General features: G+C 42.0%; 16 protein-coding genes. 8 read left to right on the top strand and 8 right to left on the bottom strand.

The window, feature by feature from the left end; genetic code table 11:
- The first annotated feature begins 51 nt into the window (after positions 1 to 51).
- The gene (locus tag E2I05_RS20500; protein ID WP_121854353.1) at positions 52 to 594 is read left to right on the top strand and encodes a gamma carbonic anhydrase family protein; all 543 of its coding nucleotides are present in this window, start codon (positions 52 to 54) and stop codon (positions 592 to 594) included.
- 6 nt (positions 595 to 600) lie between these two features.
- Here the strand turns inward: E2I05_RS20500 and E2I05_RS20505 are convergent, their stop codons facing one another.
- From E2I05_RS20505 to E2I05_RS20525, 5 genes are all read right to left on the bottom strand, one after another.
- On the bottom strand, positions 601 to 858 hold the full coding sequence (locus E2I05_RS20505) for a DUF1488 family protein (protein ID WP_121854354.1): 258 nt from the start codon (positions 856 to 858) through the stop codon (positions 601 to 603).
- Positions 855 to 1,685, bottom strand: a complete 831-nt coding sequence (aroE, locus tag E2I05_RS20510) for a shikimate dehydrogenase (protein ID WP_121854355.1) — start codon at positions 1,683 to 1,685, stop codon at positions 855 to 857. The genes E2I05_RS20505 and aroE overlap by 4 nt, the downstream gene beginning before the upstream one ends.
- Positions 1,686 to 2,013: 328 nt before the next feature.
- Positions 2,014 to 2,925, bottom strand: coding sequence for an oxygen-dependent coproporphyrinogen oxidase (gene hemF, locus E2I05_RS20515; RefSeq protein WP_121854356.1), 912 nt, complete (start codon positions 2,923 to 2,925; stop codon positions 2,014 to 2,016).
- Positions 2,926 to 3,004: 79 nt separating this feature from the next.
- Positions 3,005 to 3,568, bottom strand: a complete 564-nt coding sequence (gene tsaC / locus E2I05_RS20520) for an L-threonylcarbamoyladenylate synthase type 1 TsaC (RefSeq protein ID WP_376707905.1) — start codon at positions 3,566 to 3,568, stop codon at positions 3,005 to 3,007.
- 41 nt (positions 3,569 to 3,609) lie between these two features.
- The gene (locus E2I05_RS20525) at positions 3,610 to 4,176 is read right to left on the bottom strand and encodes a DNA topoisomerase family protein (protein ID WP_121854357.1); all 567 of its coding nucleotides are present in this window, start codon (positions 4,174 to 4,176) and stop codon (positions 3,610 to 3,612) included.
- A gap of 172 nt (positions 4,177 to 4,348) precedes the next feature.
- Here E2I05_RS20525 and E2I05_RS20530 point away from each other — a divergent pair, with 172 nt between their 5' ends.
- A complete protein-coding gene (locus E2I05_RS20530) occupies positions 4,349 to 6,130 on the top strand; it encodes a collagenase (RefSeq protein WP_243641112.1) in 1,782 nt (593 codons plus the stop codon).
- A gap of 1,018 nt (positions 6,131 to 7,148) precedes the next feature.
- A complete protein-coding gene (locus tag E2I05_RS20535) occupies positions 7,149 to 7,673 on the top strand; it encodes a hypothetical protein (RefSeq protein ID WP_121854358.1) in 525 nt (174 codons plus the stop codon).
- Between the two features lie 268 nt (positions 7,674 to 7,941).
- On the opposite strand, the gene E2I05_RS20540 is transcribed toward E2I05_RS20535, so the two are convergent.
- Genes E2I05_RS20540 through E2I05_RS20550 form a run of 3 tightly spaced genes read right to left on the bottom strand, consistent with a single transcriptional unit; the run spans position 7,942 to position 10,636 of the window.
- On the bottom strand, positions 7,942 to 8,415 hold the full coding sequence (locus E2I05_RS20540) for a DUF494 family protein (RefSeq protein WP_121854359.1): 474 nt from the start codon (positions 8,413 to 8,415) through the stop codon (positions 7,942 to 7,944).
- Between the two features lie 2 nt (positions 8,416 to 8,417).
- Positions 8,418 to 9,533 (bottom strand): DNA-processing protein DprA, encoded by a 1,116-nt coding sequence (gene dprA, locus E2I05_RS20545; RefSeq protein WP_446500446.1) that lies wholly within the window; start codon positions 9,531 to 9,533, stop codon positions 8,418 to 8,420.
- Complete coding sequence (locus E2I05_RS20550) at positions 9,530 to 10,636, bottom strand: LysM peptidoglycan-binding domain-containing protein (RefSeq protein ID WP_121854368.1); 1,107 nt, start codon at positions 10,634 to 10,636, stop codon at positions 9,530 to 9,532. The genes dprA and E2I05_RS20550 overlap by 4 nt, the downstream gene beginning before the upstream one ends.
- A 192-nt stretch (positions 10,637 to 10,828) precedes the next feature.
- Between E2I05_RS20550 and def the strand changes: the two genes are divergently transcribed.
- From def to E2I05_RS20575, 5 genes are all read left to right on the top strand, one after another.
- Positions 10,829 to 11,341 carry a peptide deformylase gene (gene def, locus E2I05_RS20555; RefSeq protein WP_121854360.1) on the top strand — a complete coding sequence of 171 codons (513 nt, stop codon included), beginning with the start codon at positions 10,829 to 10,831 and terminating at the stop codon, positions 11,339 to 11,341.
- A gap of 27 nt (positions 11,342 to 11,368) precedes the next feature.
- Positions 11,369 to 12,343 carry a methionyl-tRNA formyltransferase gene (gene fmt / locus E2I05_RS20560; protein WP_121854369.1) on the top strand — a complete coding sequence of 325 codons (975 nt, stop codon included), beginning with the start codon at positions 11,369 to 11,371 and terminating at the stop codon, positions 12,341 to 12,343.
- A complete protein-coding gene (gene rsmB / locus E2I05_RS20565; protein ID WP_121854361.1) occupies positions 12,344 to 13,627 on the top strand; it encodes a 16S rRNA (cytosine(967)-C(5))-methyltransferase RsmB in 1,284 nt (427 codons plus the stop codon).
- 52 nt (positions 13,628 to 13,679) lie between these two features.
- Positions 13,680 to 15,089, top strand: coding sequence for a Trk system potassium transporter TrkA (trkA, locus tag E2I05_RS20570; RefSeq protein ID WP_121854362.1), 1,410 nt, complete (start codon positions 13,680 to 13,682; stop codon positions 15,087 to 15,089).
- A 154-nt stretch (positions 15,090 to 15,243) separates the two neighbouring features.
- Entirely contained in the window at positions 15,244 to 16,686 is a 1,443-nt protein-coding gene (locus tag E2I05_RS20575; protein WP_121854363.1) for a TrkH family potassium uptake protein, read from the top strand.
- Positions 16,687 to 16,886 lie beyond the last annotated feature (200 nt).

Below are 16,886 nucleotides of genomic sequence, written 5' to 3' on the forward strand. Positions count from 1 at the left end.
TGATTCGGTATAGTTCGGCTCATTGTTACTCATTCATTAGGTTCTATTGTTATGTCATCCATTCATTCTTATAAAGGAATACGCCCTTTTATTGGGGAAAATACTTATGTTGATCCAAGCTCTGTTCTTGTGGGCGATATTTATCTTGATGACGATGTCAGTATCTGGCCGATGGTGGCGGCGCGTGGTGATGTGAATTCTATAAAAATTGGTGCAAGGAGTAATATTCAAGATGGTACCGTACTTCACGTTACTCACAAGTCTGAATCCAATCCCGACGGTTATCCACTAACAATTGGTGACGATGTGACCGTGGGCCACAAAGCCATGCTGCATGGTTGTACTATTGGTCATCGAGTATTAGTCGGTATGGGGACACTTATTTTAGATAATGCCATTATTGAAGATGATGTTATGGTTGGTGCAGGCAGTTTAGTTCCGCCAGGTAAGGTTTTAGAAAGTGGTTTTCTTTATGTTGGCAGCCCTGTTAAGCAAGTACGCCCTTTAACGAATAAAGAGCGCAATTTCTTAAGTTACTCTGCCGCTCATTATGTTCGTTTAAAGAATGAATATATCGCAGAGACTAACGAGTAAGCTTATTTAATAGAAAACGGCGCCGTTTTCATCGAATTCTTCGGCGTCAATTTTTTCTTCAAAGTGCTCTTCTATATCAAATCGAAATGATTCCGCCACTTCCATGGCCTTCTCAGGCTCTACTTTTTCATTCAATAATGCACTTAACTGCTTTGTAGAAATGTAACAAGGAATATCTACTCCCATACTCTGTGCAGTAAACTTTATCGTGTTCTGTTTTGTGTTAAATTCCAAACTATCAGTAAAAATGACACTTTGATTCATTGGGTTTCTCTTAACTTACTTCTTAATTTTAATAATACGTCTGAGGCATTCGGCTTTTTATTACGCCATATTTCATAACTTTTTGCCGCTTGATGTACAAGCATACCAAGTCCATCAACGACTTTATTTGCCCCCTTCGCACGACACCACTCTAAAAACGCCGTGGGTTTGCTGCCATAAACCATATCGTAGCAGTGAATATCTACATGTATAACTTCTGATGGAATAGCGGGAATATCGTTATTTAAGCTTGCTGCCGTCGCATTGATAATGACATCAAACTCAGGCTCTTTCGCTAAGTCATCAAAATTTGATGAGAATAATTTTTTATGATTAAACTCGTTAACTATTGCTACAGCCTTTGACTCAGTACGATTAGCCACAACAATAGCTCTTACTTCTTCTTTTAGCAGTGGTAATAAACATCCTCGGGTTGCGCCACCAGCACCAAGGATCAGGACTCGTTTATCTTGCAATGTGCCAAAATTCAAACGTAAGTCAGTGACTAACCCGTATCCGTCGGTGTTGTCGCCTTTCAATGTTCCGTCTTTAGATACCGTTATGGTATTTACCGCCCCTGCTGCTCGAGCTTCTTCTGACAAAACTTGGCAAATTTCAAGCGCCTGCTCCTTGAATGGTATCGTGACATTCGCACCTCTGCCTCCCTTTTTTACAAAATCTTCTACAGATGCTTTAAAAGAGTTTGTAGGAGCAAGCAGCTTTGAATACTCAATATCATGGGATAATTGTTGTGCAAATTGATGATGGATAAAAGGCGACTGGCTGTGCCCTATCGGATTTCCAATCACAACATAGCTATCTGACATCTGTTTTTCCTATATAATTTTGCTCATTACATAAATACCCGTGTTACCTGAAGATGCAAGATTTCAACAAGAGTAAACTGCCGCTTAGACAAGGCGCTTATTCGAAATAATAGTGACTTTATTATCTCGAATAAGCGTCATAAAAAATGAACTGGTTTAAACTATTTTTCACTCAACAAAACCCAAACCTCTCAGAGCAAGCAACCTAAAAATCAAATACTTACAAGAAAATCTGTGGTGCAAAATCATTACACAAAAATGTTAAAAAGCCTGAACATCGGCAAGCGATTTCTCAGGCTGTTTCAACATTAGCCGATCATATGCGAAATCAGCCTAACCACTCTTGAGGTTTGAGGTAATGTCCATATAAGTCCGCTTCTGGTGATCCTACTTCAGGCTTATAGGCGTATTGCCAACGAACCAACGGCGGCATTGACATCAATATTGACTCTGTGCGCCCACCTGTTTGTAAGCCAAACAAGGTACCGCGATCATAGACTAAGTTAAACTCTACATAACGACCGCGACGATAAAGCTGAAATTGGCGTTGATGCTCAGTGTATACATCGTTTTTGCGGCGTTCAACAATAGGAGCATAAGCCACGATAAAACCATTACCTACAGCTTTCATAAAATCAAAACTCTTATCAAATCCGCCTTGATTCAAATCGTCAAAAAACAATCCACCAACTCCGCGCGTTTCATTACGGTGAGGCAAGTAAAAGTAATCGTCACACCATTTTTTGTATTTTGGATAAACTTGCTCACCAAATGGATCGCATAAATCTTTTGCCGTCTGATGCCAATGGATCACATCTTCCCGATTGGCGTAGTATGGCGTTAAATCGAACCCACCTCCAAACCACCACACAGGATCTGCACCTTCTTTATAAGCAATAAAAAATCGTACATTAGCATGAGTAGTTGGAATATGAGGGTTGGTTGGATGAATAACGAGAGAGACGCCCATGGCTTCAAAGCTGCGGCCTGCCAATTCAGGTCGATGTGCCGTCGCCGATGCCGGCATTTTTGCACCAGCCACGTGAGAAAAGTTCACTCCAGCTTGTTCGAAAACTTTGCCCTGAGTTAATACTCGGCTTATGCCACCACCGCCTTCTTCGCGCTTCCAGTTATCGCTCGCAAAACATGCTCCACCATCCAGCTTTTCGATTTCGTGACAAATATTCGTTTGCAGCTGTAATAGAAACGCTTTGACCACTTCGGCGTTAACGACACTCATGTATTAGTTTCCTTTTATTCATTCTTTGCCCTGATACTTGAATAGATCACTTACAGGGCATTCCAATTACCACGTATAGCTAGCGTAAAACCTGCCCCGTAAGTACATCAATGATGCGAGATGGTTGGTTTTGATTTCCGAGCTCACCGAGTATGATCGCATCTAATTGATGCTCAAATACATGCTCAATTTGCTCAATCGATAGTGCTGGCGGCTCACCAGCCAAATTAGCACTGGTAGACACTAAAGGCTTACCCAGTGATTGACACAATTGCTGCACAATAGAATGCGCTGATATACGAACAGCAATGGTATTAAAACTGCCTTTTAGTTTTGAACTCACAGAAGCTTTTGCAGGCATCACTTGTGTCACAGGGCCAGGCCATTTACTTTTGGCTTCGGTCATTTGCTCATCGGTCATCTTTGCAAAGTCGACGTAATCGGTTAACTGCTCCCAGTCACTGGCGACAATGATCAGCCCTTTTTGCCACGGCCTGTCTTTAAGGATCAGTAATCGATTCAATGCCGCAAGATTATCAGGGTCACAGCCTAGTCCGTAAACGGCTTCAGTGGGATAGGCAATGATACCACCAGACTGTATCACTGGGATGGCTTGTTGAGGTTGTAATTTCTGGTTCAAAATGAGCCTTTATTGTTAAAGTAGTCCGGATAAATCGGTATTGGTTACGATAATGATTGCTTAAATCTACAACTTTTTTGAGGACACTCTAACCGTGTACCCGCCGGCATATGACGCTCAACCAGAATACCAAAATTACAATCAGGACAGGTATGGGCAATAGGCTTAAAATTCACCAAATACTTGCACTTAGGATATGCATTACAGGCATAAAAGCTTTTACCATATCGACTTGTTCTATGATCCATCATTCCCGTACGGCAAATAGGACATGGTACGTCACGTTCATCAACACTTTGATCTTGTTTTTCGATGTGATGGCAGCTTGGGTAGTTGCTGCACCCTATAAAAATACCAAATCGACCGGATTTAACGGCTAATTCATGTCCACATTCAGGGCATTCTGATCCTGAGATTAGTTGAGTTTCAATCGATTCATGTTGTACAAGCGGCCGAGTATATTGGCAACTTGGGTAGTTACTACAACCTAAGAAACTGCCATTTTGGCTGTGTTTTACCGATAATTCACAGCCGCAGTCAGGGCAACACTCGTACTCTTTCTCTAACGCATGTTCATGAGCTTGAAACAATTGATGATCTATTTTTGACATGTATTGACTTAGCCCGTTGCTGTATTCAGTGATGGAGCAAACTCTGCAGACTATTTTATCTTATCCGAGCGATGGTACCAAATGTGTTGGCTGTCAATCACCCATCAACTTCTGTATATTGTATTCAAAGAGAGATATTTAACCGTCAATCACCATAATAAGGATATCCACCGTGTTAAAAAAACCTCATTTTTTGGCCATGACGATATTAGCCGTCATCTGCCTTGGAGCTTGTAATAGCACTCCTCCAACGAACACCCCAAATAAGATTGACCACCTAGCAATCCAATCTGTCATCCAACTCGAGCCTCAAGATCTGTTCTCAGCCGAACAGCCATTGCTCAAACCTGACACTTTTGATCAAGTCCTATTAGCTCTGAACACAAAATCATCAATAGCCGATATTAATCATTTACTTTATTACCTACGTGCATACAGTTATTTCGGACCTCAAAAAGAGCTCACAGAAACTCAAAGGCGGCAACTGGCTTCACAATTAGTCTTGCTCGCTCAAGATACCAATATCAATACAAACCCTCGTTTTCAAGAGCAGTTGGCCGTAACTGTTTATCGATATCTAAACAAAGACGAATATGCGTCATCACTCACTTCTTTATTTCCGGTACTGAGTCGCCAATTGGCTCATTTACAAAACAGCGACATAACCAATATCAATGACATCGCCTTATGGGAAACCCTCCGCACATACGGGCTATTGCTTAATGTCGCTCGAACCAAACCTGAAGGTGAATTGGCAAAGCTATTAATTGAGCACCGTGTTGATAAGCCATTGCTACGCTTTGCCGCCAGTACTAACAGCATTCGAAACAATAATGATTGGCCGAGACTAAATGCTTATTGGGCTTTAGCTATGTACCGATTAACCTTGCCTTCCAGTACTGATGGTTCAACAACACAGCAAGAGCAAGCCATTGATGATGGGATTGCAAAAATAGCTACCGCTGATGTTGCTTTGCGTCAACAGGCGGCACAAGATGCCTTTACTTTGGGCTATCACGTCAATACCTCTGCGGGGAAAAAATTATGTGAAGACAACGCGAGTTTATGTCGAATACCAGAATTAACTTCTGTTCTTCCTCATCGCCACGATTGCTCCATGACGCTTTTTATTACTCACCAAGACTTATCTAAGAGCGAACTGGAAGAGTCTTGTACCAAGCTCACTTCACAAGAGTTTTATTTTCATCAATTGCTTGAGTCGCAACTACAGCCAACAGCTAACGACAACAGCGATGCATTAGAGGTTGTGGTATTTAAAAATTGGAGTCAGTACAACGCTTATGGACAACTATTTTACGATATTCGCACCAACAACGGTGGCATGTATTTAGAAGGCACTCCTCAAAAAGTGGGTAACCAAGCACGATTTTTTGCCTTCAGGCAGTGGTGGATAGAACCTAAATTCGCCATCTGGAATTTAAATCATGAATACGTACATTATCTTGATGGTCGTTTTGTAAAATATGGCAAGTTCGGTCACTTTCCTGACAGCATGGTGTGGTGGTCAGAAGGCTTAGCGGAATATGTTTCTAAAGGAGATGAAAATCAAAAAGCATTTAAAGTCGCTCACGAGAATTTTGAAAAAGCGCCCGATCTGGCCACTATTTTTGCGACTACATATAAAGATGGTTTAGACAGAACTTATAAATGGAGTTATCTCGCCGTTCGATACTTAGCAGAAAAGCACCCAGCCGACCTAGTTCAACTCAGCCAATATTTAAAAGGTGATTACTTCACAGGTTATAAAGACCTACTCAAAGCATTATCAGCCCACCAAGAGGATTATCATTTATGGTTAACGGCTTTACTTAAGCAACATCCTTTGCCAAAAGAAAAAACGAACAGTCGACTTTACAAGCAAGACCGATACAGTTATCGGGATTATTTAACCCCTGATCATCTGGTATTTGGTGAGCAACATAAACATTATTAATACTTTATAAATCAGTGGTATTAACGACTAAAAATCAATGGTGATCGGGTACATCATCCTAGAAACATCAGTTGACTGCGTTCTCAAGCGTAGAAAAAATGGCTGGTAGTAAGGCGTAGCTTGCAGCAAGTAGTTTATTCTACTTGCAAAAGTTACAACGCAGATAGCAGTCATTTTAGCAAGTTTGTGAGCGTAGAGCACTTCACTCATTGGGTGAAAGCAATTAAAGTCATCTTATTGCTCAAACAGTTACTCATATACTCAGCGTTCAGCTGATATTTTTAGGATCATCATATCTGACAGTTGATAATGCCACCCTTCACTTTCACTACTGATAGTATCAAAACCTGCAACACTCATTAAATAATCGATTTGGCTTGAATCAAGATAACCATAATTTCCCCTAGCCTATTGTGTAACAGTAGGCTCCAAAGCCAAATGTAGCAATGACATCATTTACTCCCCACACTGATTACTGTTATACCAATTACAGCAATTAACTTCCCATTCAGCAAGAGCTAAAGGGTTTCAGTACAAGGCGCAAGTTTGAGGTACTATATTCCCTACGGCCGCCATACAAAGCTAGCGTTCAACGCACTTCGCGCTTTTGTCGGGATAATTCAAAAACTTGCAACGCAGTAATGGAATCCTTTAGCCTTGCCATTCGGGAGCTTGTATGTGTCCAAATTACTACGCAAAATTGTCTTAAAGTAGCAATGTAATAACGACAGGTTTGTATGTCCGTAGTAACTATGTCTTCATCAATTTCACTTGTACTTTGAACACATACATAGCTCTGAGTTGGGTATTTAATTACTGTAATTGGTATTAGTTATATATATACGGCAAATATTCTTTATAAAAAGTTCATCAGTGAACTACGATGATGTTGCTAAATTTTGCCGTTCATTCATATAAAAATAAATTCAGTAATAATTAAATTTTAATTTAACTCTGATCCAATTGATAAATGAGCTGCGGGATTTTTTTATCCACTAATTGTTTGAACGGAGGATTTATGCAGTATAAAAAATTCAGCCTGGTCACTATTGCTGTCGCAGGTTTTTTATTAGCGCCTATGTCAGGGTTTGCTACAGCTCTCGATAATTCTACTGATCAATTTCAGCCCTTTAATCCTGGTGACAGCAGTGACGACCCATTACCTTTACAACTGAATCAGCCTAAAAGAAATATTAGTAACCCTTCAGGACACTCTCTTTACTTTAAATTTATAATTCCCGCCAATGAGGACGGTATCACCAATGGCTATGTGCTTTTTGCCTTACGACAAAATGTTTTTGGTGATGCCCAACTGTTTCTAAAAGAAGGCTCAGTTCCTAGTGAAACTGATTTTGATTGTAAAGGGAGAGTATTTGAAGATAGTTGGCAATACAAATCGCAGATTTGCGAATTTCATAATCAAGAAGGTGGCACTTACTGGGGATTAATTCACGCTGAGACCGATTATTCAAAAGGTTCTCTTTCTGCACAAACCATCATGGATTTTTCCCCTTTTAGTTTAAGAAAAACCACTGATAACTAATTAGTAAATAGACTGTCAAATCGAAGCAATGAATCACCTCGCTCCAGTGAAGGCGAGAAACGAAGTAACGACAAATTTGTATATCGGTAGTCTAGCGCCTTTTTATTGCTTAGTGAAAGTCGCTGGACACTATCCTACGCTGGTTGACAAAACACAAACCTTTTCTGTCAATTCGCCCAAAGGGGCGGGGAACTAAACCCGAAGTGATTACATATCAAGAAAGGAAGCCTTACGCTTCCTTTCTTATCCCGATTGCTCTATATCAACCTTATGAATGCAACCGTCCATCTGGTTGCTCAAACACTAGGTCTTCCATCTGCTCGTACGCAGATTTATGTCCCGGTGCATTAAACAATACCATCAGAATCACCCACTTAAGATCATCGAGTCCCAAACAACTATCATCCAACTCCATTACTCGGTCTATGACTATTTCTCTTGTTTCGACACTGAGCACTTTAATTTGCTCAAGAAACAATAAGAAACCTCGACTTTCAACATCCAGCTTGTCCATTTCCTTTTCAGTATAGATACGGAAAGAATGCTGATTATGATCACGAAGATACGGTACATCTTTATCTTGTAATTCACCCAGTCGTTCTAACCAATTTAACGCTTTGATTATTTCCGACTGATGGAAACCAGCACGAGTCAGCTCCTTAGTAAGATCGCCTTCATCAACGAGAAGCTCGGTCTCACCATGAACATAGTTTTCAAATAAATACATGAGGATATCAAACATGACTAACTCCTCTTAAGTCTGACGTAACCACCAGCAACTGAAGCAATTGAACCTTGTAATTCCAGCTCAAGTAACTGCTCCAACACCTGATCGATCGTATTTCCACTATGCTCGACTATGGCATCAATTGCCGTAGCCTCATAGCCTACACTAGCCAAGAGTGACGCAAATGGCAAATCACATTCTTGAGGTTCTTTGATATGGTGCTGCTTTTTCACTTCTTCAAGGTGATGATCAAAAATTAATGGAAGTTCTTCTAAAATATCTTCCACACAATCGACCAACTTCGCGCCTTGCTTAATGAGATCATGACATCCCTGACTTTGACTGCTCAATGTGCTGCCCGGTACCGCAAACACATCTCGGTTTTGCTCCATCGCTAATCGTGCTGTAATTAATGATCCACTTCGCCTACTTGCTTCAATGACCAAAGTCCCTAAACTTAGACCGCTGATAATGCGATTTCGTTTCGGAAAATTTCCTGCAAAAGGGCCAACATTCGGCCAGAATTCACTAACGACACAACCGGATTGTTGGATGTCTTGATATAAGGTGTTGTGCCGCTTAGGATAAACAATATCAACGCCTGTACCAGTAACCGCAATGGTTTTATTTCCTGATACACTGCGCGCGGCTAATGCGCCACTATGAGCCGCACCATCTATCCCTGCGGCCATACCGCTGCACACAATTACCCCATTTTCGACTAAGGATTGTGAAAGCTGATAACTGAGTTTTAGACCCGCTGGAGTTGCCGCGCGGCTACCAACGACAGCTAATGCAGGTAACATTAACGTATCGAGATTCCCTTTTACGAATAATAACGATGGTGGATCGGTGATTTGTTTGAGTAAGGGAGGATAAGTTGGATCGTCAATAGTTAGAATGACATGCTGTGGATCTGACTCAAGCCACGATAACGCTATATCAACTTTTTGAGGGTTAAGGCTGATTTTTTCAATCATTTGTGCCGATAACGGCAAATCTTCAGGACGACTCTCCAGCGCATGTCGAAGCTCTTGCAACGACATGCGTTGTAATAATTGTTGAATTCGAACCGGCCCAAGTCCAGATACAGCACAAACAACTAACCAATCAGCAAGTGATTGTTGGCTCACTCAATTTCTAATACCAATGAATCAGGAATCACTAACTTATCGCCAACTCGAACAGGACGTTCATTCAACATGATGAGCCCCATACTTTGATGATTAAAGGTTTTGAACACCAATATATTACCGCGATAAATATCTGGCATTTTCACTTGCCTATCGGCAAAGGTACTGCCTATCAGTTTGTCATACAAGCTGCGATCACTGGCTTGTACTGGCTTACCATCATTGTCGATAGCTATTTCTTCGCCATCGAGATAAAGCTCAAGTACTTGTCCCGCCTTCACACCAGCTTTGCTACCACGATCGAAATAGATCACATCTAAATGACCCGCTTCACGTTTTCCATCGGCAATGGCTAATACATGAGCCGGCTGTGATAACGTCGCAGCCGTTGGCATATAAAACGCTGACATTAACGCTTCATCTTCAATAGCCAGTACTTTATAACCAGCTTTCGTTTCACGTAAATTGCTGAGTAGCTCAACTTTTGAGACGTCACCACTTTCTACAACACGGCCGCTTGAAGCTAAAATCAGCTCACGATCATGACCTTCAATCTCTTCATCATCGATGTGAAAGATACGACCTTCTTCATACATCCCCAGTTTCTGCCCCATGGGTAATCGGGCATCAACGTATATGATATCGCCTGTTGTATGATGTCGAGATTCCCTTTCTCCGCCCATCACTTGAGGTTGTTGCTCAAGCCATAATTCATTTTCGACCCGATTTTGTAAAATGTAGGATTGGATAGAAGCCAAATCCACCATAGGTATCGCTGAATTTTTATTAATAACTCTTCCTTGAGGACTTCGACGCACCAATGGTTTTTTCACTAATCGAGGTTGGCCATTAATGAATACTAACGTCAGCATGTCACCGGGATAAATTAGATGTGGATTGGCGATTTGAGGGTTTGCTCCCCATAACCTTGGCCATTTCCATGGATCATCTAAAAAGTAAGCAGAAATATCCCACAGGGTGTCGCCTTTTTTAACTTCATAAGACTGGGGATGCCCTTCTTTCAGAGCTAAAGTATCAGCGAAAACACTGGTACTCAGCATCATTAAGATTAAATAAGTTAAACGTTTCATTAAACTGTCCATGTTGTCATTGCTCTTTGTATCAGCTTTTGCTGTCATTGGTTGCGACAAAAGATTAAAATTAAACTATCAATGTGACAATTTTTAACCTAAACATCAGTATAACGAACTGATTGTGATTTAACACACTTAGATTCAACAAACTGATTTTGATTTAATAAACTGATTTTGATTTAACAAACTTAGAGTAACTTTATGGCAATTTTAACCGTTTTACGTTTTCCAGATGAACGCTTGCGCACCGTAGCTCAACCTATCACTGATTTTGATGATGCACTGCAAACACAGATTGATGATATGTTCGAAACCATGTATCAAGAAAAAGGCATTGGTCTGGCCGCAACACAAGTCAATTTTCACAAACAACTTATTGTGATGGATTTGCAAGATGACGTAGAACGCCCAACTGTATTCATTAATCCAACAATTGTCACCAGCAGTGGCCACTTTGAAAACGAAGAAGGCTGCTTGTCGGTTCCAGGCATTTATGCCAAAGTGGAACGCGCTGAAAATGTCACCCTTAAAGCATTAGATCGTCATGGCAAAGAGTTTACCGTTGATGCTGACGAACTGTTTGCGATTTGCATTCAACATGAAATGGATCACTTAATTGGTAAATTATTTGTTGATTACTTGTCACCACTCAAGCGTGATCGTATAAAGAAAAAACTCGAAAAAGAAGCTCGTCAGGCTGCTAAAGAAGCTTAATTGTCGCCAGTATTCATAGGTACCATGTTGAAACTATTAAAGATTATATTTGCCGGTACTCCGGATTTCGCCGCTCGCCACCTTCAAGCTCTGTTGAACTCACATCATCAAGTGGTTGGGGTTTATAGCCAGCCTGATCGCCCAGCTGGTCGAGGGAAAAAACTCCAAGCCAGCCCAGTGAAACAGCTTGCCGTGCAACATGATATTGCCGTATTCCAGCCCGCCAGTTTGAAAAAAGAAGAAGCTCAGCAAGAGTTAGCACAATTAGATGCTGATCTTATGGTTGTGGTCGCTTATGGGTTAATTTTACCTCAAATCGTACTGGACACACCTAAATTGGGCTGCATTAATGTTCATGGTTCGATTTTACCTCGCTGGCGAGGTGCGGCTCCGATTCAACGTGCAATTTGGGCCGGAGATGCCGCCACAGGTGTGACCATCATGCAAATGGATTTAGGACTAGATACCGGTGACATGTTGCTGAAAACTCATCTTGAAATCCAACCTGAAGATACGTCAGCCAGCTTATATGAAAAACTGGCAGAGCAAGGTCCTGACGCGTTAATTGAAGCTGTCGACGGTTTATCAGCCGGTACACTAACCGCCGAGAAGCAAGATGACACATTAGCCAATTACGCGGCCAAGCTTTCTAAAGAAGAAGCCGAAATCGATTGGAATAAGAGCGCCAAGCAATTATGGCAAGAAGTGCGCGCCTTTAATCCTTGGCCAATCAGTCATTTTAAACACCAGCAACAAACCATTAAAATCTGGCAAGCTGAAGTATTGTCGACAAGGGTAGAGCAAACTCCCGGCACCATTATTTCTGCCAATAAAAACGGCATTGACGTGGCAACCAGTGACGGAGTAATTCGACTTTTATCTTTGCAACTACCCGGTAAAAAACCTTTTTCTTGCGCTGACATGCTCAATGGTCGTGCCGACTGGTTTATTCCCGGTACTTTACTACAAAGTAAATTAGCAAGCCCAGATGAGACCGCATAAATGAATGTCAGAGCCTTAGCGGCTAAAGCCGTTTTTTCCGTACTTGAGCAAGGTATTTCGTTATCTGTCGCATTGCCAAAACAGCAACAACACTTGACCAGCGCCAAAGACAAAGCTCTATTGGCCGAGCTTTGTTATGGCATCATGCGCCGTTTGGTACAAATTGATAAACGTGTCAGTGATTGCTTAAGTAAACCGTTTAAAGGCAAGCTACGCATCATTCACCAAGTGCTATTAGTTGGGTGCTATCAACTGTATTTTACTCGAATTCCTGCTCATGCTGTGATTGCTGAAACCGCTGAAGCGTGCCGCCAACTTAAATTTGAAGGCATGGTAAAAGTTGTGAACGGTGTATTGCGTAATATTCAACGCGCCCAAACCGACTTAAGTTGCGAAAACCCAGTACTTGAATTCAATACGCCAAAATGGCTCATCAAACGCCTGCAAGATGCCTATCCAGAACATTGGCAACAAGTGATTGAAAACAGTCACCAGCGCCCTCCTATGTGGCTGCGCAACAACGCCTTGGCCCAAAGCCGTAAACAATATTTATCTGAGTTACATGGAATTGACATTGAAGCGACGGCTGGAGCCAGCAGCGACTCAATTTTATTGGCTAAAGCTAAAGATGTTTCCCAACTGCCTGGTTTTGATAATGGCGCCGTATCTGTGCAAGATGCTGCGGCTCAATGGGCTGCACACTTGCTAGCACCACAAAATGGTGAATTGATCCTCGATGCTTGTGCCGCTCCTGGAGGTAAAAGCTGTCATATTCTTGAAGTTGCACCACAAGCTCACCTTGTCGCTGTTGATTTTGATGCCAAACGATTAGAGCGAGTAGAACAAAATTTACAGCGTTTAAACCATAGCGCGCAAGTTGTGCACGGTGATGCAGCAAATATTGACTCATGGTGGCAAGGCAAGCAATTTGATCGCATACTGCTTGATGCTCCTTGCTCGGCAACCGGAGTGATCCGCAGGCATCCTGACATTAAGTGGTTAAGAAAGTCGAAAGACATTGATGAATTAGCTGAACTACAAAGACAAATTCTCGATCACTGCTGGCAATGGTTAACACCGGGAGGTACGCTATTGTATGCGACTTGCTCTATCTTACCTGACGAAAATCAACGACAGATAGAAGCATTTTTAGCACGAACCGACAACGCTGTGCTTGAGCCCATTGACCAACAACCTGACAGCAATAGCATCGGTTGGCAGATCACGCCAGATCAAGACGATATGGATGGCTTTTATTACGCTAAGTTACATAAAAAACGATAAAGATCAAATAATAAGGATAAGGGCAAAGGATGTTGCTCTAACAAGGTAGGCAATGAAAATTATCATATTGGGTGCAGGCCAAGTTGGCGGTACGCTGGCTGAAAACCTCGTCGGTGAAAATAATGACATTACATTAATCGATAATGACAAAGTAAGACTTCGTTCCTTACAGGATAAATTCGATTTACGTGTGGTTATTGGACATGGTGCGCATCCCGATGTGCTAAAACAAGCTGGCGCTGAAGACGCTGACATGCTGATTGCGGTTACCAACAGTGATGAATGCAATATGTCCGCCTGTCAAATTGCTTATACACTTTATGGCACCCCTACAAAAATTGCTCGAATACGATCTGAGCAATATCTAAACCTTAAAAACAAGTTGTTTATCAACAGTGAGCTCAAAAGCTCTGACAATCGCCTTCGCGGTGGCTTTGTGATTGATGAGCTCATTGCACCTGAGCAGTTAGTCACGTCATACATTCACCGGTTGGTTGAGTATCCCGGCGCTTTGCAAGTGCTGGAATTTGCAGAAGGACGATTAAGCCTAGTGGCCATTAAAGCCTATTACGGCGGTCCATTAGTAGGCAATGCCTTAGCTGCATTACGTGAACATATGCCCAATATCGACACGCGTGTGGCGGCTATTTTCAGGCAAGGCCGTGCCATTATGCCTCAAGGTACCACCATCATCGAAGCCGATGATGAAGTGTTCTTTGTCGCTGATAGTCGTCATGTGCGCGCGGTAATGAGTGAAATGCAAAAACTGGACAACTCATATCGCAATATCATGATTGCTGGCGGTGGAAACATCGGGTTGGGCTTAGCTAAAAAATTGGAACCCAATCATTCTGTCAAACTGTTAGAAGCAAAACCCGAGCGAGCCGAAGCGCTTTCTGAGCGATTAGAAAACACGACTGTTTTTTGTGGTGATGCCGCAGATCAAGAGTTACTACAAGAAGAGCATATCGATCAAACCGATGTATTTATCGCCGTCACCAATGATGATGAAGCCAACATCATGTCAGCACTATTAGCCAAGCGCATGGGTGCTAAAAAAGTCATGGTATTAATCCAACGCGAGGCTTATGTCGACATCGTTCAAGAAGCCAGTATCGACATTGCCATTTCTCCACAACAGGCGACCATTTCAGCTTTACTGACTCATATTCGCCAAGGGGATATTTGTAACGTTTACTCACTACGTCGAGGCGCGGCTGAAGCTATCGAAGCCATTGCTCATGGCGATCCGAGCACGTCTAAAGTGGTCGGTAAGCGAATTTGTGATATCAAACTTCCGCCGAGCACAACCATTGGTGCCATTGTTCGCGAGCAGGAAGTACTGATGGCTCATGATAAAACCATTATTGAACAAGGCGATCATGTCATTCTATTCTTAGTGAACAAGAAATTCATTGGCGAAGTCGAAAAACTGTTCCAACCCAGTGCATTTTTCTTTTAACGCAGAAAGTGATGTATTCAACAGTATTTCATCGTCCAATAATCTAAAGTAAAACTTGTCAATTGCCACTTTTATACTTAACTAAATTGTGTAGAAGTGGTAGTCCTGTTTCCTTTGTGTATAACCATCCGTACGTTAGGAAGGTTTCTTATCCATGATTAATGTTCGTCCTGTTATTTTTACTCTTGGCACATTCTTATCCATGATGGCTGGATTTATGCTGATCCCTCTAGGCTTCGCATTGGTTTATGGTGAAGACACCAGCCTCGCTTTCCTCATCTCGGCGGTTATTACGGGACTTTTTGCCAGTTTTTGTCTACATCAGGGTCACCAATCGTCACTCAATCTGAATATCCGTGAGATGTTTTTGCTGACAAGCTTTACTTGGTTTGTTGTCAGCTTATTTGCCGCCTTTCCCTTTACCTTTTATCACGGTATTGGCTATAGCGATGCCTTTTTTGAGACCATGTCAGGGATCACTACTACAGGCTCTACCGTACTGTCTGGGTTAGATGAGATGGATCACAGCATTTTGATCTGGCGCTCATTATTGCAATGGCTTGGGGGTATTGGTTTTATTGTCATGGCCGTCGCGATATTACCATTTCTCAATGTCGGTGGTATGCGTTTATTTCGAACTGAATCGTCGGATTGGAGTGACAAAGCCATTCCTCGTACGCAAAACATGGCGAAAAACTTGTTTTTCATTTATATCCTGCTCACTATCGCCTGTACTGTCGCCTATCATCAAGCTTACATGAACTGGTTTGATGCCATTAACCACGCCATGACCACAATTTCAACAGGCGGCTATTCAACCTCTGATAAGTCGATGGCCGGATTTTCTAATCTCGCACACTGGGTCGCTGTCGTGTTTATGACCGCAGGCGGGTTACCGCTTATTTTGTTTGTACAATGCATCAGCCAAAGCAGCTTTAAAGTTTGGAATGATGCCCAAGTTAAAGGCTTTCTAAAATTTATATTTCTCGTGTCAGTAAGTTTAGCGCTATGGTTTTGGTACACACACGATATATTACCAATTGACGCCTTAAGACTGGCGAGTTTTAACGTGATTTCAGTCGTTACCACCACAGGTTATGGCCTTACTGATTACGGTGCTTGGGGCGGCTTAGCCAATATCGCTTTTTTGTTTTTGATGTTTGTAGGCAGTTGCTCAGGCTCCACCTCAGGAGGAATTAAAATTTTTCGCTTTCAAATTGCAATGGCCATCACCCGCGAACAACTCAAATTACAGATCCATCCCAATGGCATATTTTCAGAACGTTACAACAATCGGATCATTTCTGACGATATTGTCCGCTCCCTAGTGACCTTTATTCTTCTCTACATCGCAGTTATCGTGCTGCTGTCAGTTGTATTAGTACTAACAGGATTAGATTCTCAGACCAGTTTTACAGGTGCCATTACAGCGGTAAGTAACGTTGGACCGGGGCTCGGTCCAGTAGTCGGACCTTCTGGTAACTTTTCTGGCTTATCGGACATCGCCAAGTGGGCGATGGCTATCGGTATGTTACTTGGACGATTAGAAATCTTGACCGTTGCAGTATTACTCCACCCTAAATTTTGGAAGTATTAGAGGAAAGTAAATTACTTACCTTGAATGTACTAAGTGTTGGAGCTTAATACAAAACATTAACCTAGGGGCTGTTTATCTTTCACGATTAAATTTTGTGCTATTTAAGCGTTTATGTAGAGTAGGCTACTGGCTTCGCTATCGCTTATCCAGCAGCCCCTCTTCGATTCCGTGCATGAGGTTTTCCCTCACACGGCTCTGTT

The organism is Parashewanella spongiae, assembly GCF_004358345.1.
Classification (GTDB): domain Bacteria; phylum Pseudomonadota; class Gammaproteobacteria; order Enterobacterales; family Shewanellaceae; genus Parashewanella; species Parashewanella spongiae.

Bases quoted from the DNA above. Each gene is read 5' to 3' on its own strand.
- E2I05_RS20500 (WP_121854353.1), top strand. From the start codon at position 52: ATGTCATCCATTCATTCTTATAAAGGAATACGCCCTTTTATTGGGGAA.
- E2I05_RS20505 (WP_121854354.1), bottom strand. From the start codon at position 858: ATGAATCAAAGTGTCATTTTTACTGATAGTTTGGAATTTAACACAAAA.
- aroE (WP_121854355.1), bottom strand. From the start codon at position 1,685: ATGTCAGATAGCTATGTTGTGATTGGAAATCCGATAGGGCACAGCCAG.
- hemF (WP_121854356.1), bottom strand. From the start codon at position 2,925: ATGAGTGTCGTTAACGCCGAAGTGGTCAAAGCGTTTCTATTACAGCTG.
- E2I05_RS20525 (WP_121854357.1), bottom strand. From the start codon at position 4,176: ATGTCAAAAATAGATCATCAATTGTTTCAAGCTCATGAACATGCGTTA.
- E2I05_RS20535 (WP_121854358.1), top strand. From the start codon at position 7,149: ATGCAGTATAAAAAATTCAGCCTGGTCACTATTGCTGTCGCAGGTTTT.
- E2I05_RS20540 (WP_121854359.1), bottom strand. From the start codon at position 8,415: ATGTTTGATATCCTCATGTATTTATTTGAAAACTATGTTCATGGTGAG.
- E2I05_RS20550 (WP_121854368.1), bottom strand. From the start codon at position 10,636: ATGGACAGTTTAATGAAACGTTTAACTTATTTAATCTTAATGATGCTG.
- def (WP_121854360.1), top strand. From the start codon at position 10,829: ATGGCAATTTTAACCGTTTTACGTTTTCCAGATGAACGCTTGCGCACC.
- rsmB (WP_121854361.1), top strand. From the start codon at position 12,344: ATGAATGTCAGAGCCTTAGCGGCTAAAGCCGTTTTTTCCGTACTTGAG.
- trkA (WP_121854362.1), top strand. From the start codon at position 13,680: ATGAAAATTATCATATTGGGTGCAGGCCAAGTTGGCGGTACGCTGGCT.
- E2I05_RS20575 (WP_121854363.1), top strand. From the start codon at position 15,244: ATGATTAATGTTCGTCCTGTTATTTTTACTCTTGGCACATTCTTATCC.